Annotated in this window: 20 protein-coding genes; 16 read left to right on the top strand and 4 right to left on the bottom strand. The window is 59.6% G+C overall.

All coding sequences use genetic code 11. From position 1 onward, the window contains the following. Positions 1-5 precede the first annotated feature (5 nt). From BMZ42_RS11275 to BMZ42_RS11250, 6 genes are all read left to right on the top strand, one after another. Positions 6-1,343 carry a pyruvate dehydrogenase complex dihydrolipoamide acetyltransferase gene (locus BMZ42_RS11275; protein ID WP_091522328.1) on the top strand — a complete coding sequence of 446 codons (1,338 nt, stop codon included), beginning with the start codon at positions 6-8 and terminating at the stop codon, positions 1,341-1,343. A gap of 123 nt (positions 1,344-1,466) precedes the next feature. Continuing rightward, positions 1,467-2,012, top strand: coding sequence for an HdeD family acid-resistance protein (locus BMZ42_RS11270; protein ID WP_091522522.1), 546 nt, complete (start codon positions 1,467-1,469; stop codon positions 2,010-2,012). Positions 2,013-2,040: 28 nt separating this feature from the next. Next, on the top strand, positions 2,041-2,682 hold the full coding sequence (locus BMZ42_RS11265) for an SGNH/GDSL hydrolase family protein (protein WP_091522325.1): 642 nt from the start codon (positions 2,041-2,043) through the stop codon (positions 2,680-2,682). 13 nt (positions 2,683-2,695) lie between these two features. After that, positions 2,696-4,138: a dihydrolipoyl dehydrogenase gene (lpdA, locus tag BMZ42_RS11260; protein WP_091522321.1), complete on the top strand. Its 1,443-nt coding sequence runs from the start codon at positions 2,696-2,698 to the stop codon at positions 4,136-4,138. Positions 4,139-4,206: 68 nt separating this feature from the next. Next, on the top strand, positions 4,207-5,175 hold the full coding sequence (gene lipA, locus BMZ42_RS11255) for a lipoyl synthase (protein ID WP_091522319.1): 969 nt from the start codon (positions 4,207-4,209) through the stop codon (positions 5,173-5,175). 10 nt (positions 5,176-5,185) lie between these two features. Then, positions 5,186-5,641 carry a type II toxin-antitoxin system RatA family toxin gene (locus tag BMZ42_RS11250; RefSeq protein ID WP_091522317.1) on the top strand — a complete coding sequence of 152 codons (456 nt, stop codon included), beginning with the start codon at positions 5,186-5,188 and terminating at the stop codon, positions 5,639-5,641. On the opposite strand, the gene BMZ42_RS11245 is transcribed toward BMZ42_RS11250, so the two are convergent. Both BMZ42_RS11245 and BMZ42_RS11240 read right to left on the bottom strand, forming a co-directional pair. After that, complete coding sequence (locus tag BMZ42_RS11245) at positions 5,638-6,138, bottom strand: CinA family protein (RefSeq protein WP_091522315.1); 501 nt, start codon at positions 6,136-6,138, stop codon at positions 5,638-5,640. The two genes, BMZ42_RS11250 and BMZ42_RS11245, sit on opposite strands and share 4 nt — an antisense overlap. Further along, positions 6,135-7,334 carry a bifunctional 2-C-methyl-D-erythritol 4-phosphate cytidylyltransferase/2-C-methyl-D-erythritol 2,4-cyclodiphosphate synthase gene (locus tag BMZ42_RS11240; RefSeq protein ID WP_091522312.1) on the bottom strand — a complete coding sequence of 400 codons (1,200 nt, stop codon included), beginning with the start codon at positions 7,332-7,334 and terminating at the stop codon, positions 6,135-6,137. The genes BMZ42_RS11245 and BMZ42_RS11240 overlap by 4 nt, the downstream gene beginning before the upstream one ends. A 196-nt stretch (positions 7,335-7,530) precedes the next feature. Between BMZ42_RS11240 and dusB the strand changes: the two genes are divergently transcribed. The 8 genes from dusB (at position 7,531) to hflX (ending at position 17,549) form a co-directional block, all read left to right on the top strand. Next, positions 7,531-8,553: a tRNA dihydrouridine synthase DusB gene (gene dusB / locus BMZ42_RS11235; RefSeq protein ID WP_091522309.1), complete on the top strand. Its 1,023-nt coding sequence runs from the start codon at positions 7,531-7,533 to the stop codon at positions 8,551-8,553. After that, entirely contained in the window at positions 8,550-9,680 is a 1,131-nt protein-coding gene (locus tag BMZ42_RS11230) for a two-component system sensor histidine kinase NtrB (RefSeq protein WP_091522306.1), read from the top strand. Before dusB ends, BMZ42_RS11230 begins: the two co-directional genes overlap by 4 nt. Further along, complete coding sequence (gene ntrC / locus BMZ42_RS11225; protein ID WP_091522304.1) at positions 9,677-11,131, top strand: nitrogen regulation protein NR(I); 1,455 nt, start codon at positions 9,677-9,679, stop codon at positions 11,129-11,131. Before BMZ42_RS11230 ends, ntrC begins: the two co-directional genes overlap by 4 nt. 76 nt (positions 11,132-11,207) lie before the next feature. Then, the gene (locus tag BMZ42_RS11220; RefSeq protein WP_420492464.1) at positions 11,208-13,502 is read left to right on the top strand and encodes a sensor histidine kinase NtrY-like; all 2,295 of its coding nucleotides are present in this window, start codon (positions 11,208-11,210) and stop codon (positions 13,500-13,502) included. A gap of 2 nt (positions 13,503-13,504) precedes the next feature. Then, positions 13,505-14,869 (top strand): nitrogen assimilation response regulator NtrX, encoded by a 1,365-nt coding sequence (gene ntrX / locus BMZ42_RS11215; protein WP_091522299.1) that lies wholly within the window; start codon positions 13,505-13,507, stop codon positions 14,867-14,869. Between the two features lie 30 nt (positions 14,870-14,899). Further along, a complete protein-coding gene (locus BMZ42_RS11210) occupies positions 14,900-15,763 on the top strand; it encodes a D-amino-acid transaminase (RefSeq protein ID WP_091522297.1) in 864 nt (287 codons plus the stop codon). 142 nt (positions 15,764-15,905) lie between these two features. Beyond that, positions 15,906-16,154: an RNA chaperone Hfq gene (gene hfq / locus BMZ42_RS11205; protein ID WP_091522294.1), complete on the top strand. Its 249-nt coding sequence runs from the start codon at positions 15,906-15,908 to the stop codon at positions 16,152-16,154. Continuing rightward, positions 16,155-17,549 carry a GTPase HflX gene (gene hflX, locus BMZ42_RS11200; RefSeq protein ID WP_420492463.1) on the top strand — a complete coding sequence of 465 codons (1,395 nt, stop codon included), beginning with the start codon at positions 16,155-16,157 and terminating at the stop codon, positions 17,547-17,549. It abuts the gene before it with no gap. Here hflX and mazG read toward each other — a convergent pair. Together mazG and BMZ42_RS11190 are read right to left on the bottom strand one after the other, a co-directional pair. Continuing rightward, a complete protein-coding gene (mazG, locus tag BMZ42_RS11195; RefSeq protein WP_091522292.1) occupies positions 17,546-18,391 on the bottom strand; it encodes a nucleoside triphosphate pyrophosphohydrolase in 846 nt (281 codons plus the stop codon). The two genes, hflX and mazG, sit on opposite strands and share 4 nt — an antisense overlap. A 78-nt stretch (positions 18,392-18,469) precedes the next feature. Beyond that, complete coding sequence (locus BMZ42_RS11190) at positions 18,470-19,693, bottom strand: acyl-CoA dehydrogenase (RefSeq protein ID WP_091522290.1); 1,224 nt, start codon at positions 19,691-19,693, stop codon at positions 18,470-18,472. Positions 19,694-19,820: 127 nt separating this feature from the next. Here BMZ42_RS11190 and BMZ42_RS11185 point away from each other — a divergent pair, with 127 nt between their 5' ends. Both BMZ42_RS11185 and metH read left to right on the top strand, forming a co-directional pair. Next, positions 19,821-20,744, top strand: coding sequence for a LysR substrate-binding domain-containing protein (locus tag BMZ42_RS11185; protein ID WP_091522287.1), 924 nt, complete (start codon positions 19,821-19,823; stop codon positions 20,742-20,744). A 63-nt stretch (positions 20,745-20,807) separates the two neighbouring features. Continuing rightward, positions 20,808-24,590 (top strand): methionine synthase, encoded by a 3,783-nt coding sequence (gene metH / locus BMZ42_RS11180; RefSeq protein ID WP_091522284.1) that lies wholly within the window; start codon positions 20,808-20,810, stop codon positions 24,588-24,590. The last annotated feature ends 25 nt before the right edge of the window (positions 24,591-24,615 follow it).

Raw genomic sequence — 24,615 nt, 5'->3', positions numbered from 1 at the left:
CCGCCATGCCGATTGAAATCACCATGCCTGCGCTGTCACCGACCATGGAGGAGGGCAACCTCGCAAAGTGGCTGGTCAAGGAAGGCGACAAGGTTTCGCCCGGCGATGTGATCGCCGAAATCGAAACCGACAAGGCGACGATGGAAGTCGAATCCGTCGATGAAGGCACCGTCGCGAAGATTCTCGTTGCGGCGGGAACGGAAGGCGTGAAAGTCAACGCAGTGATCGCAATCCTCGCCGAAGACAGCGAGGACGTGGCGAGCGCTGCGGCCGGGAAGCCGGCCGAAGCCAAGGCAGAACCTGCCAAGGCCGAGGCTGCGGCACCCGCTCCGGCGGTTCAGCCAACAGCGGCAGCGCCCGCTCCGGCCACGGTGGCTGCGGCCCCTGCAGCATCCGGGGAGCGCGTTTTCGCCTCTCCTCTGGCGCGTCGCGTCGCCAAGGACGCTGGCGTCGAGATCACGGCCATCTCCGGCACCGGGCCCAAGGGCCGGGTGATCAAGGCTGACGTGGATGCAGCGATCGCTGGCGGCGTTGCGCCGAAGGCAGCTGCCGCTGGCAAGGCTGCGGATACAGCAGCACCAGCGCCAAAGGCGATGTCCGATGATGCTGTTCTCAAGCTGTTCGAGCCTGACAGCTACGAGCTGATCCCGCACGACAACATGCGCAAGACGATTGCGCGTCGCCTGGTGGAAGCCAAGAGCACGGTTCCGCACTTCTACCTCACCATCGATTGCGAGATCGATGCGCTGCTGGCGCTGCGCAAGCAGCTCAACGATGCCGCTCCGGTGGTGAAGACAGAGAAGGGCGAAACGCCTGCCTACAAGCTTTCCGTCAATGACATGGTCATCAAGGCGATGGCCGTTGCGCTGAAGGCGGTTCCGGACGCGAATGTTTCGTGGACGGATGCGGGCATGCTGAAGCACAAGCACGCCGATGTCGGCGTTGCGGTGTCGATCCCCGGCGGCCTGATCACCCCGATCATCCGCAAGGCCGAGGAAAAGACGCTCTCCACCATCTCGAACGAGATGAAGGATCTGGCGGTTCGCGCGCGCAATCGCAAGCTCAAGCCGGAAGAGTATCAGGGCGGCACGACGGCCGTTTCGAACCTCGGCATGTTCGGCATCAAGGACTTCGCCGCCGTCATCAACCCGCCGCATGCCACAATTCTGGCGGTTGGCGCAGGTGAGCAGCGGGCCGTGGTGAAGGACGGCGCGGTCGTGGTCGCCAACGTGATGTCGGTGACGCTGTCGACCGACCACCGTGCGGTGGACGGCGCGCTCGGAGCCGAAATGCTGGCTGCGTTCAAGCGGACCATTGAAAACCCGCTCAGCATGCTGGTGTGATAGATTTTGCCGGGAGCCGGAAACGGCTTCCGGTGTTGCCATGCAGTTTTGCGTCCCGACGGGGCGCACGGAGTATGGAAAGCCGGTCAATAGTGTCCGGCTTTTGACGTGGAGGCAGATGCCATGACCATGACCGTGCATGAAGAAGGAATGAGAAAATCCTGGATCTGGATGGCGGTGCTTGCCGTCATCTCGCTGATCGGTGGCGTTCTCGCGCTGTTTAATCCGTTTGCGGCAACTCTTGCCGCCACCATGATGGCAGGCTGGGTCTTTGCCCTGCTGGGTATCGTCCAGATATTTCAGGCGTTTCAGGTGCAGGGATGGGGCGGCTTCATCTGGGCGCTTCTGTTCGGTCTTTTGTCACTGATCGTTGGCGGCTCGCTGATCTTCAATCCGCTTGCCGGCATGATCTCGCTGACACTTCTGGTCGCGGTGCTCTTCATCGCAACCGGCGTCGTGAAAATCATGTACTCGTTTTCGCTGCGCCCGGTGACCGGTTGGGGGTGGGTCTTGTTTTCAGGGCTCGTTTCGCTCGTTTTGGGCGTCATGATCCTGGCCGATTTCCCAGCGTCCGCCGCGAGCATCCTTGGTATTCTGCTTGGGGTTGAACTGATCTCCAATGGAGTTCTGTTCCTTTTCGTGGCTCTCGGTCTGCGCAATTTGCGCTAAGTCGGCATCACGCGGAAGGCACGCGCACATGAAGACAATCCTCTGCTACGGCGACAGCATCACGTGGGGAAGCGCCCCGGCGACCGGCGAACGTCATCCGTTCGAAGTTCGCTGGCCCAATGTGCTGCAGAAGGCGCTTGGTCCCGAAGTGCAGGTGATTACGGACGGACTGCGCGGTCGCACGACAGGTTTTGACGAGCATCTGGCGGCCTGCGACCGTAACGGCGTTCGCATCCTGCCAACGAGCCTGTACACGCACGCGCCGCTCGATCTCGTCATTCTGATGCTCGGGTCGAACGACATGAAACCGGCAATCGCGGGGACCGCGCTTGCCGCGATGCAGGGGATGCGCCGCCTTGTCGAAATCGTACGGCTGAACGCGACGCGCGACCGCACCACAGAACCGCCGGAGGTGCTGATCGTGGCACCCCCGGCGCTGTGCGAAACCGCGAACTTCGAGTTCGCAGCCATGTTTGCCGGTGGCATCGAGCATTCCAAGATGCTGGCAAGCCTGTATTCCGATCTTGCCGACGCTGAAGGCTGCGGCTTCTTTGACGCCGGTTCGGTTGCGCAAACCTCGCCGATCGACGGTGTCCATCTTGACGAAAACAACACACGTGCCATCGGCAAGGGGCTCGAGCCCATCGTGCGGATGATGCTGGGAATTTGACGAGGAGAGCCCTGTGGCCGATACCAGTTACGACGTCATCATCATCGGTGCTGGCCCCGGCGGCTATATTGCAGCCATTCGCGCCGCACAGCTGGGCCTGAAGACGGCGATTGTCGAACGCGAGCATCTGGCTGGAATCTGCTCCAACTGGGGCTGCATTCCGACCAAAGCGCTGTTGCGCTCTGCCGAAGTGATGCACCTTGCCAATGAAGGCAAGGCGTATGGCATCGACATCTCCGGCGCGAAGCCGGACCTGAAGGCTATCGTTGCACGTTCGCGTGGCATTGCCGAGCGCATGAATGGCGGCGTCGGCATGCTGATGAAGAAGAACAAGGTCGACATCATCTGGGGCGAGGCCAAATTCACCAAGCCCAACGAGATCGTCGTCAGCAAGACCACCAAGACGATCATGCAGCCGCAGGCGCCAGCACCGAAGAACGCCAAGGGTGAGGGCACCTACTCGGCCAAGCACATCATCGTTGCCACCGGCGCACGCCCACGCGCACTGCCGGGCTTCGAGCCGGACGGCAAGCTAATCTGGACCTATTTCGAGGCAATGGTGCCGCCGGAAATGCCCAAATCACTGCTGGTGATGGGATCGGGCGCCATCGGCATCGAGTTCGCTTCGTTCTATCGCACGATGGGCGTCGACGTCACCGTTGTCGAACTGATGCCGCAGATCATGCCGGTGGAAGACGCGGAAATCTCCAAGTTCGCCCAGAAGCGTCTCGAAAAGCAGGGAATGAAGTTCATCCTCGAGGCGAAGGTAACGAAGGTCGAAAAGTCGGCCAATTCGGTTACTGCGCATGTCGAGAAGAAGGACGGTTCGGTCGAGAAGATCACTGCAGACCGGATGATTTCGGCCGTCGGCGTTCAGTGTAACTCCGAAAACCTTGGCCTCGAGGCCATCGGCGTGAAGCTCGATCGCGGCGCGATTGCCATCGACGAATATTGCCGCACGAATGTTGCTGGCGTCTACGCGATCGGCGACGTCGCAGGTCCGCCGATGCTGGCGCACAAGGCCGAGCATGAGGCTGTCATCTGCGTGGAAAAGATCGCAGGGCTCAACGTTCATCCGCTGGACAAGTCCCGCGTTCCGGGCTGCACCTATTGCCATCCGCAGGTGGCCTCTGTGGGGCTCACGGAAGCTAAGGCGAAGGAAGCTGGCCGCGACATCCGCGTCGGTCGCTTCCAGTTTATCGCCAATGGCAAGGCCGTCGCGCTCGGTGACGATCAGGGTCTGGTCAAGACGATCTTCGACAAGAAGACCGGCGAGTTGCTCGGCGCGCACATGGTGGGCCCAGAGGTGACCGAACTCATTCAGGGCTTCGTGATCGCTATGAACCTGGAAACCACCGAAGAAGAACTGATGCATACGATCTTCCCGCATCCGACACTCTCGGAAGCGATGAAGGAAAGCGTGCTCGACGCCTACGGACGCGTGCTGAACATGTAAGGCGTGAGGGCGGTTTCATTTGCCGCCCGAATTGCCTATATCGGCGGCACCAGAAGGACACTAGCTGAATGGTCACCGTACTCAACCTTGTCGACAAGCCCCGCCCGCGCCACCCGGAGAAGGCCCACCGGCCCGATCAGGAGGTGCTGCGCAAGCCGGAGTGGATTCGCGTCAAGGCACCGGTGTCGAAGGGGTTTCTCGAAACCCGCGATATCGTGCAGAACAACAATCTGGTGACGGTGTGCCAGGAAGCCGGCTGCCCGAATATCGGCGAGTGCTGGGACAAGAAGCACGCGACCTTCATGATCATGGGTGAAATCTGCACCCGTGCCTGCGCGTTCTGCAACGTCGCCACCGGTGTGCCGACCGCGCTTGATGCGAACGAGCCGGCAAATGTGGCCAAGGCGGTCAAGCAGATGGCACTCAGCCATGTGGTGATCACCTCGGTTGACCGGGATGATCTTGCCGATGGCGGTGCGCAGCATTTTGCGGACGTGATCCACGCGATCCGCGAAAGCTCTCCCGCGACGACGATCGAAATCCTAACGCCGGACTTTCTGCGCAAGGACAAGGCGAACGCTCTTGAGATCGTGGTCGCGGCGCGGCCCGACGTGTTCAACCACAACCTGGAAACCGTCGCGTCGAACTATCTGACGGTTCGCCCCGGCGCGCGCTATTTCCACTCGATCCGGCTTCTCCAGCGGGTGAAGGAACTTGACCCGACGATCTTCACCAAGTCCGGCATCATGCTCGGGCTCGGCGAGGAGCGTAACGAAGTGCTGCAGTTGATGGACGACCTGCGTGTCGCCGATGTCGACTTCATCACGCTTGGCCAGTACCTCGCGCCTTCGCGCAAGCATCATCCGGTCAAGGCGTTCGTAACGCCCGACGAGTTCAAGTCCTATGAGACGATTGCCTATACGAAGGGCTTCCTGATGGTGGCTTCGAGCCCGCTGACACGTTCGTCGCACCATGCAGGTGACGATTTTGCCCGTCTTCGCGCAAACCGCGAAAAGAAGCTGGCAGGGAAAGCGTAGCGTTTCCCACATGCCGCAGTTTGAAACGACGCGTGTCATAAAGCATTCGCCCGAAAAGATGTTCGCGTTGGTCGCGGACATCGAGCGCTATCCGGAATTTCTGCCAATGTGCGAGGCGCTGAGCATTCGCACTCGCCGCGAGCGCGGCGACCTGACGTTGCTGGTGGCCGACATGACCGTCGGCTACAAGGCGATCCGTGAGACGTTCACCAGCCAGGTTGTGCTGAAGCCAGCCCAAAACCAGATCGTCGTCAAATATGTCGATGGCCCGTTCAAATATCTGAGCAATATCTGGCGATTCGAACCCGCAGGCGAGGGGGTGACGACCGTCCACTTCTTCATCGATTACGAGTTCAAGAGCCGCGTTCTGGGCGCGCTGATGGGCGCGATGTTCGACCGCGCCTTTCGCATGTTCACCGACGCGTTCGAAAAGCGCGCCGACGCGATCTACGGGCAAAGCGCCTAGGCTGTACGGCCTTCCTCAAGCGCGGCGAGCGCCATCGTCACAGCGTGGTGGACGGTCTGGCGACGGACATAATCGCGACCGAGATTCTCAAAGATCCGCCGTTCAGCGACCGGCCGACGCCCGTGCATTGCCAGGCCGAACCAGACGAGACCGACAGGTTTCTCCGCACTGCCGCCATCCGGGCCAGCAATGCCGGTAACCGATATGGCGAGGCCGGCATTCGAGCGCTCAAGCGCGCCGCTAGCCATCTCCAGCGCGGTCTGCTCGGAAACCGCGCCATGCTCGTCGAGCGTTTCCTTGCGCACGCCGAGCATTTCCATCTTGGCCTCATTGGAATAGGTAACGAAGCCACGGTCGACCATCGAGGATGAACCGGGCAAATCGGTCATCAGCGAGACGATCATGCCGCCGGTGCAGGATTCGGCTGTCGCGACCAAGGTGCCGTGACGCTTGCAGATTTCCAGGAGCCGGCGCGTAAGGTCGACGGTTTCGCTCATTCTGGCAGTTCTCCGGGGTAGACGACGCTCGCGGTAACGATTGCGGCGATGCCCTCTTCACGCCCCACGAAGCCAAGGCGCTCATTGGTCGTCGCCTTGACCGAGATGCGCTCTTTCGAAATTCCGAGCATCTTTGCCAGACTTTCGGTCATAGCTTCGCGGTGAGGGCCGATTTTCGGGGCTTCGCAGATCAAAGTGATGTCGGCGTTGGCAATGCGTCCGCCCTTTGAACGGACGATGCGCACCGCTTCCTCGACGAAAATATGCGAGGCAGCGTCTTTCCATTTCATGTCCGACGGAGGGAAGTGCGTGCCGATGTCGCCTGCACCGCAGGTTGCAAGCAGCGCGTCGGTCAAGGCATGGAGGCCGACATCAGCGTCCGAATGGCCGCTGAGCTTCTTGTCGAAAGGAATTTTGTGCCCGCACAGGATGACGCCGTCGCCAGGCTCGAATGCGTGCACATCGTAGCCATTGCCGGTGCGCACATCCGGGAAAGATGCTGACTGTGCGAGACGCAGGTTGGCCATTTCGAGATCCTTTGCCCAAGTGATTTTAGTATTGTCCGCGTTTCCGTCCACGATCCGGACAGGAATTTTCGCCCATTCGGCAATGGCGGCGTCATCGGTGAAATCGTCCCGCCCGGCTTCCGCTGCCCGCTGATGCGCTTCGAGAATAGCGGCGAACGGAAAACCCTGCGGTGTCTGGGCAGCAAAAAGACCGGCCCGATCGGTTGTACCGATAACAATCCTGTCAGCGCTGGCGTTCTTCAAGGTGTCCGAGACGGGCAGGGCAGGCAGGCTGCCTCGCCCTTGATCGACGCCAGCGATAACCCGATCAATCAGGCTGCCATCTACAAAAGGCCGCACGCCGTCGTGTATGAGGACGAAATCCAGGTCGCTGTCGGCGAGGGCGGCAAGGGCATGCAGGGTCGATTCTTGTCGGGTACCGCCACCGACAACAGTGCGCATGCGGGGCCGAAGATCGCCTGCGGCACGGTCGAACTGCGTCGCGTCGTCAGCATGGATTGCAACGACGATGTCCGAGATCGCAGGATGGCCTGCAAATGCGCGCAGCGTGCGTCGGATGACGGGTTCGCCGCCGATGGAACGGTACTGTTTTGGTCCCTCGGCAGACTGTCCAGCGCGCTCGCCACGTCCGGCAGCGACAATAACAACCCCGATTTTGCCTGACGTCATGGATTCGCCGTTCTTGCGTGTTTTGCCGTTATCAGCGCGTGCCCCGCTGGCTAGCGCCCTGCCTACCCTCTAGAGGCCGAAGGGTCTCAAGGCCAGATTTATTCTGATTTCCGCGAAGGCAGCAATTCTCACATTGCGCCGCAGCATGAATCTGTTTAGTTAATAAGCAATCATCTTCACTGCTTGGTTTTTGTGCATGTCTTCTGTCGCCACCCTAGCGACACCTCTGCGGCTCGGTCATAATTTGATCGGGAACCGCGTGTTCCTCGCTCCACTTTCCGGAATTACCGACGAACCCTTCAGGCAACGTGCCGTGCGCCACGGTGCGGGGCTGGTTGTGTCCGAAATGGTTGCCAGTGGTGAGCTGGCGAAGGGGAGCCGGAACTCACAACTTCGCATTCAGCGTCCTGACGTGCCGATCCATGTGGTTCAGTTGGCTGGACGCGAAGGGCGGTGGATGGCGGAGGGTGCCCGCATCGCAGTCGACCAGGGTGCCGACGTCATCGATATCAATATGGGCTGTCCGGCCAAGAAGGTGACTGGCGGCTATTGCGGCTCGGCCCTGATGCGCGAGCCGGATCATGCCCTGACCCTGATCGAGGCCGTCATCGGGGCGGTTGATGTTCCGGTCACGGTCAAGATGCGCCTTGGTTGGGACGATGACGATCTGAATGCGCCATCAATCGCGCGTCGGGCGCAAGAGGCGGGTGTTTCCATGGTTACGATCCATGGCCGCACGCGTTGCCAGTTCTACAAGGGGCGGGCCGACTGGTCGGCGATCCGTCATGTGAAGGAGGCGGTCAGTATTCCCGTTGTCGCGAATGGCGACGTCGCCGACCTTGCGGATGCCGTCGGCATTCTGGAGCAGTCCGGCGCCGACGCGGTCATGGTCGGTCGTAGTCATTATGGTGCGCCGTGGCTGGCCGGTGCGATTGCGGCCGAGGCTGCGGGGGTGCAGGGGCCAGATATCCCACTCACCGGAATTGATATTTTCAAATATATTACATCGCACTACGAGGACATGCTGAAGCTTTACGGCACTCAGCAAGGTCTGCGGGCGGCCCGCAAGCATCTCGGATGGTACCTCGATCGCCATGCATCTGACGTGGACGACGAACGACGTCGAACCATCATGACGTCGCTTGAAACGCAGCAAGTCATTGACACTTTGCGCAGCGTCTTCCTGGAACGCGAACCGGCAAAGACTATCCCACAATGAACAAGCCAGATGCCGCCACTGACCTTGCTTCGATCGTGCTTAACACGATCCGGCACCCGGTTATCATGGTCGACCCTGACGGCAAGATCGTGTTCGCAAACGCGGATGCGGAGGACTTCTTCCGCTCAAGCGCGGTGATGCTGGCGCGGGATGGCCTGGAGCGGTTTGTCCCCTATGACAGCCCGCTGATTACCCTCGTAGAACAGGTGCGCGAGCGCCGCGCTCCATTTCACGAGTACCGGGTAGACATTTCCTCGCCGCGCCTTGGGGCCGAACGGATGGTCGATCTCTATGTGGCACCGGTGGTTGAAATTCCGGGGAACGTCGTGGTGATGTTTCAGGAGCGGTCGATGGCCGACAAGATCGAGCGTCAGCTGAACCATCGCGGCGCCGCGCGCTCCGTGACCGGGCTGGCGATGATGCTGGCTCATGAGATCAAAAACCCGCTGTCGGGGATCCGTGGTGCAGCGCAGCTGCTGGAAACGGCGGTTTCCGATGAAGACCGCGCTCTGACACGCCTTATCACCGACGAGACCGATCGTATCGTGTCGCTGGTCGACCGCATGGAGGTGTTTTCGGATGAACGGCCCATCGACCGCCAGCCGGTGAATATCCACATTGTGCTCGACCATGTGAAGGCGATCGCGCAAAACGGGTTCGCAAGCAAGATCCGTTTCGTTGAGGACTACGACCCTTCGCTGCCACCCGTGCTGGCCAATCGCGACCAGCTGATACAAGTTTTCCTCAACCTGGTGAAAAACGCCGCCGAGGCGATCGGCGGCGATCCCAACGGTCAGATTTCTCTTTCAACCGCGTTTCGTCCTGGCATGCGTGTTTCCGTGCCCGGCTCCAGTGACCGCGTGTCGCTGCCACTGGAGTTTTGCGTCCATGACAGCGGGACGGGCGTCGCGGACGACCTCGTGCCGATCCTATTCGACCCGTTCATCACCACAAAGCAGAACGGCTCAGGCCTCGGGCTTGCGCTGGTCGCGAAGATTGTGGGCGAGCACGGCGGTGTCATCGAGTGCGAGTCGTCGACGCATGGAACCACCTTCAGGATCCTCATGCCGAGCTGGAAAGAACCGCGTGAGGCCAACCACAACTTTGAAAAGGAGCCCAGCGAATGACCATCAGCGGAACCGTTCTCATCGCCGACGATGACGCCTCGGTCCGCACGGTCCTGAGCCAAGCGTTGTCGCGGGCGGGGCACGAGGTGAGGGCCGCGTCCAATGCCGCGACGCTGTGGCGCTGGGTTTCTGCCGGCGAGGGCGATGTCGTCATCACTGACGTGGTGATGCCGGACGAGAACGCTTTCGACCTGCTGCCGCGCATGCGCAAGGCAAGGCCAGAGCTGCCGGTTATCGTGATGAGCGCGCAAAACACGTTCATGACGGCAATTCGGGCTTCCGAAACCGGCGCTTACGAATATCTGCCAAAGCCGTTCGACCTGACCGAACTGATCACCATCGTCAATCGCGCACTTTCGGAACCGAAGTCGAGCGGTCGCGAAATGCGCAGCGAAGAGGTACCGGAGCCGATGCCGCTGGTCGGACGTTCGGCGGCGATGCAGGACATCTACCGCGTGCTGGCGCGGCTGATGCAGACTGACCTGACGGTGATGATTACTGGAGAATCAGGAACCGGAAAGGAACTCGTCGCCCGTGCGCTGCACGAATATGGCCGGCGTCGAAATGGGCCGTTTGTCGCCATCAACATGGCGGCGATTCCACGCGATCTGATTGAGTCTGATCTTTTCGGCCATGAGAAAGGTGCTTTCACGGGTGCCCAGCATCGTTCGGCGGGCAGATTCGAGCAGGCCGACGGAGGAACTCTCTTTCTCGATGAAATCGGGGACATGCCCATGGAAGCGCAGACACGACTTTTGCGTGTGCTGCAGCAGGGCGAATACATGACCGTTGGCGGACGAACGCCGATTCGCACCGATGTGCGCATCGTGGCTGCAACCAACAAGGATCTGCGCCACCTGATCAATCAGGGCCTGTTTCGCGAAGACCTGTTCTACCGCCTGAATGTCGTGCCACTGCGCCTGCCGCCATTGCGCGAACGCTCCGAAGACGTGCCGGACCTGGTCCGCCATTTTTTCAGGCAGGGAGAGAAGGAAGGGCTGCAAGCCAAACACATTGCATCCAAAGCCATGGAACTCATGAAGCGTCACCCATGGCCGGGAAATGTGCGCGAGCTGGAAAATCTGGTGCGGCGACTGGCGGCGCTCTATCCGCAGGACGAGATCAGCGCCGAGATCGTTGAAGCGGAACTGCATACGCAAGAAGCATCTTCGCCTGCTGCCCTCTCAGGCGGAGCTCCAGACGACATCACCATTTCACAAGCTGTGGAGATTCAGCTGCAGCGTTATTTCGCGGGGTTTGACGGCGAGTTGCCACCCCCGGGCCTTTATCAGCGCGTGCTGGCGGAAGTAGAATATCCATTGGTTCTGGCCGCGATGACCGCCACACGCGGCAATCAGATCAAGGCCGCGGAACTGCTTGGCCTCAACCGCAACACCCTGCGCAAGAAGATCAGAGAATTGGGCGTGAGCGTATATCGCGCATCCAGATAGTCCGATTGACGCAATTTTGGTGTGGACTGGCAAATAGGACTACCCACCGCGCGAACTCCGTTGCACAATTGCCACAATGCGTTGCATAGGTGCCACGCAAGAGAGGCTTGATGGAATTCGAATGGCGTTGCAGACACCCGTCATGAGCGAGGCAGAGGTGGGGCATCCGCGTAGCGCGGACGGGCGGCGATTGCTCGCTTTGCAGGGCATTGCGGCGATCGTTGGGGCGTTGCTGACGTCAGCGCTTTCCTTTGTCGTGCTGCTCGGCCTCACCCCCATCACACCGAATGAGACCACGACGCTGGTGCTGATCGGCATCAACGCTGCATTCATTCTGTTGCTGACAGGGCTGATTGCCCGCGAAGTCCATCGCATCGTGACGGCCCGCAGGCATGGCAAGGCCGCTTCGCGGCTGCATGTGCGCATTGTCACCCTGTTTTCGCTGGTCGCTGCGATTCCGGCAATTCTGGTGGCAATCGTGGCATCGGTGACGCTTGAGCTCGGGCTGGATCGCTGGTTCGAAATTCGCACCAAGGTCATCATCAACTCGTCGATGTCGATCGCCGAGGCCTATGTCAACGAGAACGCCCGTAACCTGCAGGGGACGACGGTTTCGATGGCGTTCGACCTCGATTCCAACCGGACTTTGTACACGCTCGACCGTACGGGCTTTCGTGTGCTTCTCAGCCGGCAGGCGCAGGCTCGCGAACTCGATCATGCAGCGATTGTGCGTTCCGATGGCTCGCTGATCATGCAGGCAGAGACCAGTGCGGTCTTTCCGATGCCAGCCCCGTATCTGGAGGTCATACAGACCGCGAAGGACGGTCTGCCGGTCCTGATCCCGCCCAATAACCGCAGCATTGTGGGGGCTGTTGTAAAACTGCAGGAAATCGACGACGCCTATCTTTATACGATCCGTACCGTCGACCCGGAAGTCATTCGCGCGCGCCAAATCGTGCGTGCGAACACTGACGAGTACAAGTCGCTGGAGAACAATCGCGTATCAACGCAGATCGCGTTCGCACTGATCTATCTGGGCGTCACGCTGATGGTCGTCTTGTCGGCCATCTGGACCGGAATTGCGGTTGCGGACCGGCTTGTGCGACCGATCCGGCAATTGATCAGTGCGGCCGATGAGGTGGCTACCGGCAATCTGAATGTTGCGGTTCCGATCCGGCAGTCGGACGGCGACGTCGCTTCGCTGGGCGATACCTTCAACAAGATGATCCTGCAGCTGCAGTCGCAGCGCAATGAAATTCTCGACGCCAAGGACGTCATTGACGAGAGACGCCGTTTTTCCGAGGCGGTTCTTGCTGGCGTGACAGCAGGGGTGATTGGCGTCGAGCGTGACGGGACGATTTCAATCATCAACCGTTCGACAGAAAAAATGCTGCTGATCCGTTCAGACGCAGTGCTGGGCAAAAGTCTGGTTGAAGTTCTGCCCCACGTGGGAAGTGTGTTCGTCAATGCGCTCGAATTTGACAAGCCGGTTTATCGTGAGCAAGTCCAGTTCTATCGCGGTGGCGCGGAACGAACATTCGATATCCAGGTGACCATCGAAGAAGATGGCGCAACCGATCGGCAAACCTCCTATGTCGTGACGGTTGACGATATTACCGACCTGGTGTCGGCGCAAAGGTCGTCAGCCTGGGCGGACGTTGCGCGCCGCATCGCTCACGAAATCAAGAACCCGCTCACGCCGATCCAGCTATCCGCCGAACGAATCCGTCGTCGGTTTGGGAAGGTCATCGTCGAAGACAAGGCGGTGTTCGACCAGTGCACTGAAACCATTATCCGTCAGGTTGGCGATATTGGCAGGATGGTCGACGAGTTTTCGGCTTTCGCGCGCATGCCAAAACCGGACATGAAGGTTGTCGATCTTCGCGAAGGACTGCATGAGGCATCGTTCCTCGTGGAAGTCAGCAGGCCGGACATAACCTTTGAACGCGATTTCGGCACCCAGAAACTGATGGGCACATTTGACACGAGGCTGCTGAGCCAGGCGTTCGGCAACCTGATCAAGAATGCCGCAGAAGGGATCGATGCTGCTCCGCGCGCAGAGGGCGTGGGCGGAGTTATCAGGATTACATCGCGGCGGATCGGCAATGAGATCTGTGTCGAGGTCATCGACAACGGCAAGGGCCTGCCACGTGAAAACCGCCAGCGACTGCTGGAGCCCTATATGACGACCCGCGAAAAGGGGACAGGGCTTGGCCTCGCTATCGTCAAGAAGATTGTCGAGGACCATGGAGGGCGACTCGAACTCCATGACGCGCCGGAGGCGTTTTTCGGCGGGCGCGGGGCATTGGTAAGGATTGTGCTGCCGGCGGTGGATGGCGGCACGGCCATAGAGACAGTTGAAGAAGGTTGAAAATGGCGTCTGATATTCTGATCGTTGACGACGAAGACGACATTCGCGAGCTGGTAGCTGGCATTCTGTCGGATGAGGGGCACGAAACGCGTACCGCGCATGATGCAGACAGCGCGCTCGCGGCGATCTCTCTGCGAGTTCCACGTCTGATATTTCTCGACATCTGGATGCAGGGATCCCGGCTGGACGGCCTCGCTTTGCTGGATGAGATCAAGAAGCTTCACCCCAACCTGCCAGTCGTCATGATCTCTGGGCATGGCACGATCGAAACCGCGGTATCTGCCATCCGTCGTGGCGCATACGATTTCATTGAAAAGCCTTTCAAGGCCGACCGGCTGATCCTTATCGCAGAGCGGGCTCTGGAAACTTCAAAGCTTCGTCGCGAATTGTCCGACTTGCGCAAGCGCAGTGGCGAGACGTTTGATCTGATCGGTATGTCGGCCGCGATGACGCAATTGCGGCAGACGATCGAGCGTGTGGCGCCGACCAACAGTCGTATCATGATGACCGGCCCATCAGGTTCCGGCAAGGAACTCGCGGCACGCGCCATTCACGCCCTTTCGCCACGAAAAAGCGGACCGTTCGTCACCCTCAACGCCGCTTCAATCACTCCGGAACGCATGGAAATGGAGCTGTTTGGCACTGAAGCCAACAGCGATGGCCAGCGCAAGGTTGGTGCGCTGGAAGAGGCGCATCGCGGTATTCTTTACATCGACGAAGTTTCTGACATGCCGCGCGAGACGCAGGCGAAAATCTTGCGGGTGCTGGTGGACCAGCAATTCGAGCGGGTCGGCGGTTCGCAAAGAGTGAAGGTCGATGTGCGCATCATTTCGTCCACCTCGCAGAATATCGAAACCTTGATCGGGGAAGGGCGTTTCCGCGAAGACCTATACCACCGGTTGGCAGTGGTGCCGGTGCAGGTGCCGCCGCTCTCAGAGCGGCGCGAGGATATCCCTTACCTCGTCGATCACTTCATGCGCCAGATGGCGGCGCAGGCTGGCATCCGGATGCGACGGATGGGCGTCGACGCGCTGGCCGTGCTGCAGGCACATAACTGGCCAGGCAATGTACGCCAGCTGAAAAACAACATTGAGCGCCTCATGATTCTGGCGCGAGGGGATGATGTCGACAGCCCGATCACGGCTGACCTTCTGCCGCAGGAAATCGGCGACGTGATGCCACGCACGCCCAACCAGTCGGATCAACACATCATGGCATTGCCGTTGCGAGAAGCCCGCGAGCAGTTTGAGAAGGAATATCTTCTCGCGCAGATCAACCGCTTTGGTGGCAATATTTCACGCACAGCGGAATTTATCGGCATGGAACGCTCGGCCCTTCATCGCAAGCTGAAGTCACTCGGTGTCTGATCACACGTCTTTTTTACCTGAGGGAAATCCATGCCACGCATTGCCTATGTGAACGGGCGTTATGTGCCGCACGCGACTGCGAGTGTGCATATTGAAGATCGCGGCTACCAGTTCGCCGATGGCGTCTATGAAGTTTGCGAGGTTGCGCGCGGAAATCTCATGGACCGTACGCGCCATCTCGAACGTCTCGATCGCTCACTGAGGGAATTGCAGATCGGCTGGCCGATAGCGCGCCGTGCTGTCGAGATGGTGATGCGCGAAGTGGTGCGACGCAACCGCGTCGAGAACGGGCTTGTCTATGTTCAGGTCACACGCGGCGTTGCTCCGCGCGACCACTTCTTTCCGACAACGGCTGTGAAGCCTGCGCTTGTCGTGACGGCAAAGCGGACGGACCCATCGGCGTCGGCACTCCGGGCCGAACGCGGGATCAAAGTTATCACGGTGGCTGAAAACCGCTGGGACCGTGTGGACATCAAGACCATTGGACTGCTGCCAAACGTGCTCGCGCGCCAGAAGGCAAGAGAAGCAGGCGCAGCTGAGGCCTGGTTCGTCGACCCTGATGGAACGGTCAAGGAAGGGGCAGCCACAAATGCGTGGATCGTGACTGCTGACGGCAAGCTGGTCACGCGACCGGCCGAGGCTGGCATATTGCGCGGCGTCACCCGTTCAACGGTAATGGATGTCGCATCAAAGCTGGGACTTATGGTTGACGAGCGCGGCTTTAGCGTCGATGAAGCCAAGCAGGCAAAAGAAGCTTTCATTACCGCAGCAACAACGGTGGTCATGCCGGTGGTGGAAATCGATGGCGTCAGCGTGGCGAACGGGCATCCGGGTTCCGTGACCCTGTCGTTACGTGAGGCCTTTTTTGAAGTTGCGGAAAAGACCCCGGCCTGATAACCGCGATGGTGAAAGGGCCGAAAGAGATCGTGCGCGTGCCGATGATGGTGGGCGAATTTTTGGATGTGCGCTTGACAGAGCACACCCAATCGGGCGCAATGACTGGCGCACCGTTGGGGATCGGCGAAAGATAAGAACAATGGCGGAACGGACGCAAAATCTGCAGGATGTTTTCCTTAATTCTGTTCGTAAGAGCAAGAATCCACTTACAATTTTTCTGATCAACGGCGTGAAGCTGACCGGTGTCGTCACTTCGTTTGACAATTTCTGCGTACTTCTGCGCCGGGACGGACATTCGCAGCTCGTCTACAAGCATGCCATCTCGACCATCATGCCGAGCCAGCCGGTCCAGATGTTTGACGGTGAAGATGGCGGCCGGGACGCCTGATTGACACAAGACAAGAAGTCCACGCCAAAGCGCCACCGCTCCGAAGGAGCGGAGGGCGCTGAATTGCGTCCGGAAGCGACCGCGCGCGCGATCATCATCGTGCCGGTCCTGACACGGTTGCCGCGGCAGGTCGCCGAGGAAGCGAGCCAAACCCGTCCAAAGCCGCTGCGTTCGCCGCAGGCGCGCCTTGATGAGGCCATCGGCCTGGCAGGCGCGATCGACCTGGAGACGGTTCACAGCGAGATCGTGATGGTCAACGATCCTCGTCCGGCGACCTTGCTGGGAAGCGGGAAGCTTGAAGAGCTTGCTGCGCTCGTCGAAGAGACCTCGGCAGAGCTGGTCTTCGTCGACCATCCCCTGACACCGGTCCAGCAGCGCAACCTCGAAAAGGCGCTCGACGCCAAGGTGCTGGACCGCACGGGGATCATTCTTGAAATTTTCGGCCGACGCGCCCGCACGCGTGAAGGCACGCTGCAGGTCGAACTGGCGCATCTAAACTACCAGAAGGGCCGACTTGTTCGCAGCTGGACTCACCTTGAGCGTCAGCGCGGCGGTGCAGGCTTTCTCGGCGGTCCGGGCGAAACCCAGATCGAAGCCGACCGCCGTGCGTTGCAGGACAAGATCGTCAAACTGAAGCGGGAGCTGGAAACGGTCCGCCGCACACGGGATCTCCACCGCTCCAAGCGCCGCAAGGTGCCTTATCCGATTGTCGCAATTGTCGGATATACGAACGCTGGCAAATCAACGCTGTTCAACCGCATGACCGGCGCCGAGGTGATGGCCGAGGACATGTTGTTTGCAACGCTCGACCCGACATTGCGCCGCGTGCGCCTGCCACATGGCACGATGATCATCCTGTCGGACACGGTGGGATTCATCTCGGACCTGCCGACACATCTCGTCGCGGCATTTCGTGCGACGCTGGAAGAGGTGGTGGAAGCCGACCTGATCATCCACCTGCGAGACATTTCGGACCCGGATACAGTCGCGCAATCAGAAGATGTCGAGCGCATTCTCCACGATCTGGGCGTTGATGCGAGCGACGAACGCCGTGTGCTGGAAGTCTGGAACAAAGTTGATCTTCTGGACGCGTCCGCGCGAGACAACCTTGCCGAAGGTGAGCCCGGCGCGCGTCATCCGGCAGCGATCTCCGCGATGTCGGGCGAGGGCGTTGATCGTCTGGCGACCCTGATCGAAGAGCGGATTGCCGGAAGCCTCGTGACGATGAATGTTTCGCTCGATGCGGCACGTGCCGGCGAAATCGACTGGCTCTATCGCAACAGCTCGGTGCTGGCCCGCGCCGACCGCGACGACGGCGGCATCGACCTGTCTCTGCGTGTGACCGAAGCGGTGCGCGAGGAGATCGTTGAGCGGTTCGGCAAGAACGCGGGCTAAAGCGCGTCACGATCTTTCAGAATGCCGGTCTTGGCTTCCTGCCACAGCTCTTCCATCTCATCGAGGGTCGCGCTACCCAATGCGCGGCCCTGCGCGGCAAGCTTCGTTTCGATGTAATGGAAGCGATCGCGGAACTTGTCGTTGGTGCGACGCAGCGCTTCTTCCGGGTCAAGTTCAAGATGACGTCCGAAGTTGACCAGCGCAAAGAGCGTGTCGCCGTATTCTTCGGCAACGTGCAGCGTATCACTGGACGCGATGGCCTCGCGTAACTCGGAGATTTCCTCTTCGATCTTGTCGAGAATCGGCGCGGCTTCTTTCCAGTCGAAACCGACCCGCGCCGCCTTTTGCTGAATTTTCAGCGCTCGGGTGAGGGCAGGTTGCACCAGCGGTATCCCGTCCAGATAGCCGGCGCCATGGTCTTCTGGCGGCAGGCCGCGGGCAATGCGAGCAGCATGCTTTTCCGCCCGCTCCTCCGCCTTGATGATCTCCCACATCCCCTTGGCCATGCCAGCGCTGCGCGCATCTTCATCCCCGAACACATGGGGGTGACGACGGATCATCTTTCTGGTGACAGCCTCTACAACGTCGCCAAATGAGAAAGAGCCTTCTTCCTCGGCCATGCGGGCATGATAAACGACCTGCAACAAAAGGTCGCCCAGTTCATCGCGAAGGTCGTCACGGTCGCCGCGCTGGATCGCATCGGCAACTTCATAGGCCTCTTCAATGGTGTAGGGGGCGATGGACTTGAAGTCCTGTTCGATGTCCCACGGGCAACCAGTGTCGCGGTCGCGCAGCGCTGCCATGATCTCGATCAGGCGCGAAATATCTCTGGAAGGCTTCATATGGGACTCTCGGGACGACATTTTCGCCCCGAGAGGTAATGCGTGACGGCGGCGATGTCTACGCCGCCCGGTTCGCTATCAGAAGAACGCCTGTAGGCCTGTCTGGGCGCGGCCCAGGATCAGCGCGTGCACATCGTGCGTGCCTTCATAGGTGTTGACGGTCTCAAGGTTGGCCGCGTGGCGCATCACGTGGTACTCGATCTGAATGCCGTTGCCGCCGTGCATGTCACGCGCCTGGCGTGCAATGTCGAGCGCCTTGCCGCAATTGTTGCGCTTGACGATCGAAACCATCTCCGGTGCCGCGCGGCCCTCGTCCATCAGGCGACCGACGCGCAGCGAAGCCTGCAGGCCGAGCGCGATTTCCGTCTGCATGTCGGCGAGCTTCTTCTGGAACAGCTGGGTGCCAGCAAGCGGCTTGTCGAACTGCTTGCGATCCATGCCGTACTGGCGGGCGCGCAGCCAGCAATCTTCCGCAGCGCCCATGACGCCCCAGGAAATTCCGTAGCGAGCGCGGTTGAGGCAGCCGAATGGCCCCTTGAGGCCTTCAACGAACGGGAGCAGGGCGTCTTCGCCGACTTCGACATTGTCGAGCACGATTTCACCGGTGATTGATGCCCGCAGCGAAAGCTTGCCGCCGATCTTCGGTGCCGACAGGCCCTTCATGTCCTTGTCGAGCACGAAGCCGCGGATCTTGCCGCCATGGGCTTCCGATTTCGCCCAGACGACGAAGACGTCGGCGATCGGCGCGTTGGAGATCCACATCTTCGAACCGGTCAGGCGATAGCCGTTCTCGGTCTTGACCGCGCGGGTCTTCATGCCGCCCGGATCGGAGCCTGCATCCGGCTCGGTCAGGCCGAAGCAACCGATATACTCGCCCGAGGCGAGCTTCGGCAGATACTTCATGCGCTGCTCTTCCGAGCCATAGGCGTAGATCGGGTACATGACGAGGGAGGATTGCACGCTCATCATCGAACGGTAGCCGGAATCGATGCGCTCGACTTCGCGGGCAACCAGACCGTAGGCGACATAGGAGCCACCAAGGCCGCCATACTGCTCAGGAACAGTGACGCCGAGAAGTCCAAGAGCACCCATCTCGCGGAAGATTTCCGGATCGGCCGTCTCGTCGAGGTAAGCCTTTTCCACGCGTGGCAGCAACACATCGGTGCCGAAGGTTGCAGCCGTGTCGCGGATCATCCGCTCTTCTTCGGTCAACTGGTCGTTGAAGAGAAACGGGTCTTCCCAGTTGAAGGTGGAAAGGTCAGGGCGTTCCTTGGGCTTCCAGTCACGTTTTTCGGCGGCCATGCGGTCCCTCCAGGTATGTTGCAGGTTTGTTGCACTAGATGGCGTTCCGCATACCACGGTCGACGGCTGGTTTCCAACGAGCAATGCTGTCATGGTAATGAGGATTGCTCATAATTAGAAAAGTTTCATGCGCGATACTCATATCCCTACGATTGGCGAGCTTCATGCCTTCGCCGCCTGCGCCCGCACAGGTTCCACCACACGCGCGGCTGACGAACTGAACCTGACACAAAGCGCCGTCAGTCGCTCACTGGGAACACTTGAAGATCGGCTCGGCGTGTTGCTTTTCCGCAGGGTGAAGCAGAGGCTCGTATTGTCAGACGCGGGCAGGGCGTTTCGGCGCGACGCCGAACGAATTTTGCATGAACTGAACCAGGCAGCGGTGGGAGTGATGGCTTTCGGCGGCCAGAGCGAAGTGCTGCGCCTGGCGGTGCTGCCAACATTTGCCTCGCGCTGGCTCATTCCAAGGTTGCGTGAATTTCGATTGATCGCTCCGGATGTCACCTTCGACATTGTATCCCGCCTTGAAGCGATTGACTTCGACAACGAGCCTTTTGATGCGGCGATCCAGAGAAGCAATCTGCGGCCAGCCAACACCGAATTGCTGCCGCTGATGGAAGAGCGGCTGGTGGTCGCAATTTCACCGGATCTGCTAGGCGGGCAGCACCTTCCGAGCGACGAAGAGCTGTCACGCTTCCCTTTGCTACAACAAACGACGCGCCCCAGTCTTTGGCTGGATTGGTTCAGGGATGCCGGCAATGACCCTCGCTCCATTCTGCGCGGACCACGCTTCGAGCATTTCGACATGGTAATCGGGGCAGCGATTTCGGCACTCGGCGTCGCATTGGTGCCTGAGGTGCTTGTCGAGCCGGAAATAGCGGCAGGGCGCCTGATCATGGCCTCGGAGCGGAGATTGGTCGTGAGCTCGCCTTACTCCCTCATCTTTCCAGCACACAGCCTAGAGATCGAGGCATTCGTTGCGTTTCGCAATTGGCTGGAAGGGTTTGGGACGCATGCGCAGGCGACAGGAAACATCCGACAAGTCACATGAAATGTTGACATAAGGATATCTTTATGTGAATTCTGCTGGAGAAATCCCACAGAAAGTCCATTCATGTCCTCTATCGATGAGATTCTCGGTCCCGTTACTCCCAAGTCGGACGGATCTGATGTTTTCGCAGCGCTTGCCGAAGCTGCGCGTGAACGCATTTTGATTCTTGATGGGGCGATGGGGACGCAGATCCAGGATCTCGGGCTTGGCGAGGACCACTTCCGGGGTGATCGGTTCGGCGGGTGCGCTTGCCATCAGCAAGGCAACAACGATCTCCTGATTCTCACGCAGCCCAAACTGATCGAGGAGATTCAATACAACTATGCCATGGCCGGCGCCGACATCGTGGAGACCAACACGTTTTCATCCACGACGATCGCACAAGCCGACTACGGCATGGAAGAGTTCGTCTATGAGCTGAACCGAGATGGCGCACGGCTGGCAAAGCGCGCAATGATCCGCGCGCAACAGCAGGATGGACGCCGCCGTTTCGTTGCCGGCGCGCTGGGACCGACAAACCGCACCGCGTCGATCTCACCAGACGTCAACAATCCCGGCTATCGCGCGGTCACATTTGACGATTTGCGGCTTGCCTATGCCGAGCAATTGCGTGGCCTGATCGATGGCGGCGCGGATATGGTCCTGATCGAGACGATCTTCGACACACTCAATGCCAAGGCGGCGATCTTCGCGACCGAAGAGATCTTCATTGAGAAGGGCGTTCGCCTGCCGGTGATGATTTCCGGCACGATCACGGATCTTTCGGGCCGCACGCTCACAGGTCAGACGCCAACTGCCTTCTGGCATTCCATCCGCCATGCAAAGCCATTTTCAGTCGGACTGAACTGCGCGCTGGGCGCTGCCGCCATGCGGCCGCACATCGCCGAGATCGCCAGCGTTGCCGACACCCTTACCTGTGCCTATCCCAACGCCGGCCTGCCGAACGCTTTCGGAAAATATGACGAGACGGCAGAGTTCATGGCCGGTCAAATCGAGGAGTTTGCGAGGGAGGGGCTGGTCAATATCGTTGGCGGATGTTGCGGCTCCACACCGGAGCACATCCGCGCCATTGCTGATGCCGTTTCACGTCACAAGCCTCGTTCGGTGGTGACGTCAAAACCACAGATGCGGCTTTCTGGCCTTGAGCCATTCACGCTGACGAAGGACATTCCGTTCGTCAATGTGGGCGAGCGCACCAATGTTACCGGCTCGGCAAAGTTCAGGAAACTGATCACGGCAGGCGACTTTTCCGCTGCGCTCGACGTCGCACGTGACCAAGTCGCGAATGGCGCGCAGATCATCGACATCAACATGGATGAGGGACTGATCGACTCTCAGCGGGCGATGGTCGAGTATTTGAACCTGATCGCAACCGAGCCGGACATCGCGCGCGTACCGGTCATGATCGACTCATCGAAGTGGGACATCATCGAAGCCGGCCTGAAATGCGTCCAAGGCAAGCCGATCGTCAACTCGATCTCGATGAAAGAAGGCGAGGAGGCCTTTCTTGATCACGCTCGTCTGTGCCGGATGTATGGCGCGGCCGTCGTGGTCATGGCGTTCGACGAGCAGGGGCAGGCCGACACGCATGCGCGCAAGGTCGAAATCTGTACCCGCGCCTACAAGTTGCTGACCGAGAAAGCCGGGTTCTCACCGGAAGACATCATCTTCGATCCGAATGTGTTTGCTGTGGCAACCGGGATTGAAGAGCATGACAATTACGGCGTCGATTTCATTGATGCGACGCGCGACATCATTGCGACATTGCCGCATGTCCATGTTTCGGGTGGCGTATCGAACCTGTCCTTTTCGTTTCGCGGCAACGAACCGGTGCGCGAAGCAATGCACGCTGTATTCCTCTACCATGCAATTCAGGTCGGCATGGATATGGGCATTGTCAATGCGGGCCAGTTGGCCGTCTACGAATCCATCGATCCGGAGCTGCGCGAAGCATGCGAAGACGTCGTTCTCAACCGAACGCCCAAGACTGGCGGCACAGCCACCGAGCGGCTGCTCGAACTGGCGGAACGCTACAAGGGGGCAGGTGGCAAGGAAGCCAAGGAGCGCGACCTGGCCTGGCGGGAATGGCCGGTTGAGAAGCGGTTGGAGCACGCGCTTGTCAACGGCATCACGGAGTTCATCGAGCAAGACACGGAAGACGCGCGCCTGAACGCCGAGCGACCGCTACACGTCATCGAAGGACCGCTGATGGCGGGAATGAACGTCGTCGGAGATCTTTTCGGTTCCGGCAAGATGTTCCTTCCTCAGGTGGTCAAATCCGCGCGCGTCATGAAACAAGCCGTCGCGGTGCTGCTTCCTTACATGGAAGAAGAAAAGCTGGCAGGCGGCGGTGAAGCACGCCAGAGCGCTGGCAAGATCCTGATGGCCACCGTGAAAGGCGATGTGCACGATATCGGGAAGAATATTGTCGGCGTTGTGTTGGCCTGCAACAACTACGAGATCATCGATCTGGGCGTGATGGTGCCGGCGACGAAAATCCTGGAAACCGCCAAGGCCGAAAAAGTCGACATCATCGGGCTGTCGGGACTGATTACGCCGTCGCTTGACGAAATGGCGCATGTTGCCGCGGAAATGGAACGGGATGGTTTCGACATTCCGCTTCTGATCGGCGGGGCGACGACCAGCCGGGTTCATACCGCCGTCAAAATTCATCCACGCTATGAACGCGGGCAGGCGGTCCATGTCAACGATGCCAGCCGTGCCGTCGGTGTTGTTTCGGCACTTTTGTCGGAAGAGCAGAAACCGGACTATCTGGAGGAACTTCGCACCGAATATAGGAAAGTCACGGAGGCGCATGAGCGTTCAGAGCGCGAAAAACAGCGCCTTCCCTTGGCCAAAGCGCGCGCCAACGCCTACAAGATCGACTGGAGCAACTACACCCCGCCAAAGCCGTCATTCACCGGTACGCGAACATTTCAGACATGGGATCTCGCGGAACTCGCAGGCTATATCGACTGGACACCGTTTTTCCAGACCTGGGAGCTGAAGGGGCGCTATCCAACTATTCTTGATGATGAAAGGCAGGGCCAGGCAGCCCGACAGCTCTTTGAGGACGCGCAGGCGATGCTCAAGAAGATCATCGATGAGAAATGGTTCGCGCCCAAAGCTGTCGTCGGATTTTGGCCAGCCAATGCGGTTGAAGACGATATCCGGCTATTCACCGGCGAGGGGCGACAGGAAGAGCTTGCAACGTTGCACACGTTGCGCCAGCAGCTGCCGCGCCGTGAAGGAAAGCCCAATCTGGCACTGGCAGATTTCGTCGCCCCCGCCGAAAGCGGCAAGGCGGACTACGTAGGCGGGTTCGTCGTGACGGCTGGTATCGAGGAAGTCGCAATCGCGGAGCGTTTCGAGCGGGCAAATGACGATTACTCGTCCATATTGGTGAAGGCGCTGGCAGATCGTTTTGCCGAAGCCTTTGCCGAGCGCATGCACGAAATAGTCCGCAAGGATCTTTGGGGCTACGCTGCGGAGGAGGCGTTTAGCGCTGAAGATCTCATCAACGAGCCATACAAGGGTATACGGCCGGCACCCGGCTATCCGGCGCAGCCCGATCATACGGAGAAGGTCACATTGTTCAGGCTGCTGGACGCTGAGAACCAGATCGGTGTCGGGCTGACAGAGAGCATGGCGATGTGGCCGGGATCTTCTGTGTCCGGGCTGTATCTGTCGCATCCTGAAAGTTACTACTTTGGCGTCGCCAAGGTCGAACGCGACCAGGTCGAGGATTATGCAGTGCGAAAGAAGATGGATGTCGTTGATGCCGAACGCTGGCTGGCGCCAATCCTGAACTATACGCCGGAAGGCTACGCACAAGCCGCAGAATAAAGTTCCAGATACGCGGTGAACTCTC

It is taken from the genome of Aquamicrobium aerolatum DSM 21857, from assembly GCF_900113935.1.
Taxonomy (GTDB): Bacteria; Pseudomonadota; Alphaproteobacteria; order Rhizobiales; family Rhizobiaceae; genus Aerobium; species Aerobium aerolatum.
Note: the sequence above shows the minus strand (reverse complement) of the source record. Positions and strands in the feature narration are given on the sequence as shown.

Bases quoted from the DNA above. Each gene is read 5' to 3' on its own strand.
- BMZ42_RS11230 (WP_091522306.1), top strand. From the start codon at position 8,550: ATGAACAAGCCAGATGCCGCCACTGACCTTGCTTCGATCGTGCTTAAC.
- BMZ42_RS11185 (WP_091522287.1), top strand. From the start codon at position 19,821: ATGCGCGATACTCATATCCCTACGATTGGCGAGCTTCATGCCTTCGCC.
- ntrX (WP_091522299.1), top strand. From the start codon at position 13,505: ATGGCGTCTGATATTCTGATCGTTGACGACGAAGACGACATTCGCGAG.
- dusB (WP_091522309.1), top strand. From the start codon at position 7,531: ATGTCTTCTGTCGCCACCCTAGCGACACCTCTGCGGCTCGGTCATAAT.
- BMZ42_RS11220 (WP_420492464.1), top strand. From the start codon at position 11,208: ATGCGTTGCATAGGTGCCACGCAAGAGAGGCTTGATGGAATTCGAATG.
- BMZ42_RS11190 (WP_091522290.1), bottom strand. From the start codon at position 19,693: ATGGCCGCCGAAAAACGTGACTGGAAGCCCAAGGAACGCCCTGACCTT.
- BMZ42_RS11245 (WP_091522315.1), bottom strand. From the start codon at position 6,138: ATGAGCGAAACCGTCGACCTTACGCGCCGGCTCCTGGAAATCTGCAAG.
- BMZ42_RS11265 (WP_091522325.1), top strand. From the start codon at position 2,041: ATGAAGACAATCCTCTGCTACGGCGACAGCATCACGTGGGGAAGCGCC.
- BMZ42_RS11275 (WP_091522328.1), top strand. From the start codon at position 6: ATGCCGATTGAAATCACCATGCCTGCGCTGTCACCGACCATGGAGGAG.
- mazG (WP_091522292.1), bottom strand. From the start codon at position 18,391: ATGAAGCCTTCCAGAGATATTTCGCGCCTGATCGAGATCATGGCAGCG.
- hfq (WP_091522294.1), top strand. From the start codon at position 15,906: ATGGCGGAACGGACGCAAAATCTGCAGGATGTTTTCCTTAATTCTGTT.
- lipA (WP_091522319.1), top strand. From the start codon at position 4,207: ATGGTCACCGTACTCAACCTTGTCGACAAGCCCCGCCCGCGCCACCCG.
- ntrC (WP_091522304.1), top strand. From the start codon at position 9,677: ATGACCATCAGCGGAACCGTTCTCATCGCCGACGATGACGCCTCGGTC.
- BMZ42_RS11270 (WP_091522522.1), top strand. From the start codon at position 1,467: ATGACCATGACCGTGCATGAAGAAGGAATGAGAAAATCCTGGATCTGG.
- metH (WP_091522284.1), top strand. From the start codon at position 20,808: ATGTCCTCTATCGATGAGATTCTCGGTCCCGTTACTCCCAAGTCGGAC.
- BMZ42_RS11240 (WP_091522312.1), bottom strand. From the start codon at position 7,334: ATGACGTCAGGCAAAATCGGGGTTGTTATTGTCGCTGCCGGACGTGGC.
- BMZ42_RS11210 (WP_091522297.1), top strand. From the start codon at position 14,900: ATGCCACGCATTGCCTATGTGAACGGGCGTTATGTGCCGCACGCGACT.
- BMZ42_RS11250 (WP_091522317.1), top strand. From the start codon at position 5,186: ATGCCGCAGTTTGAAACGACGCGTGTCATAAAGCATTCGCCCGAAAAG.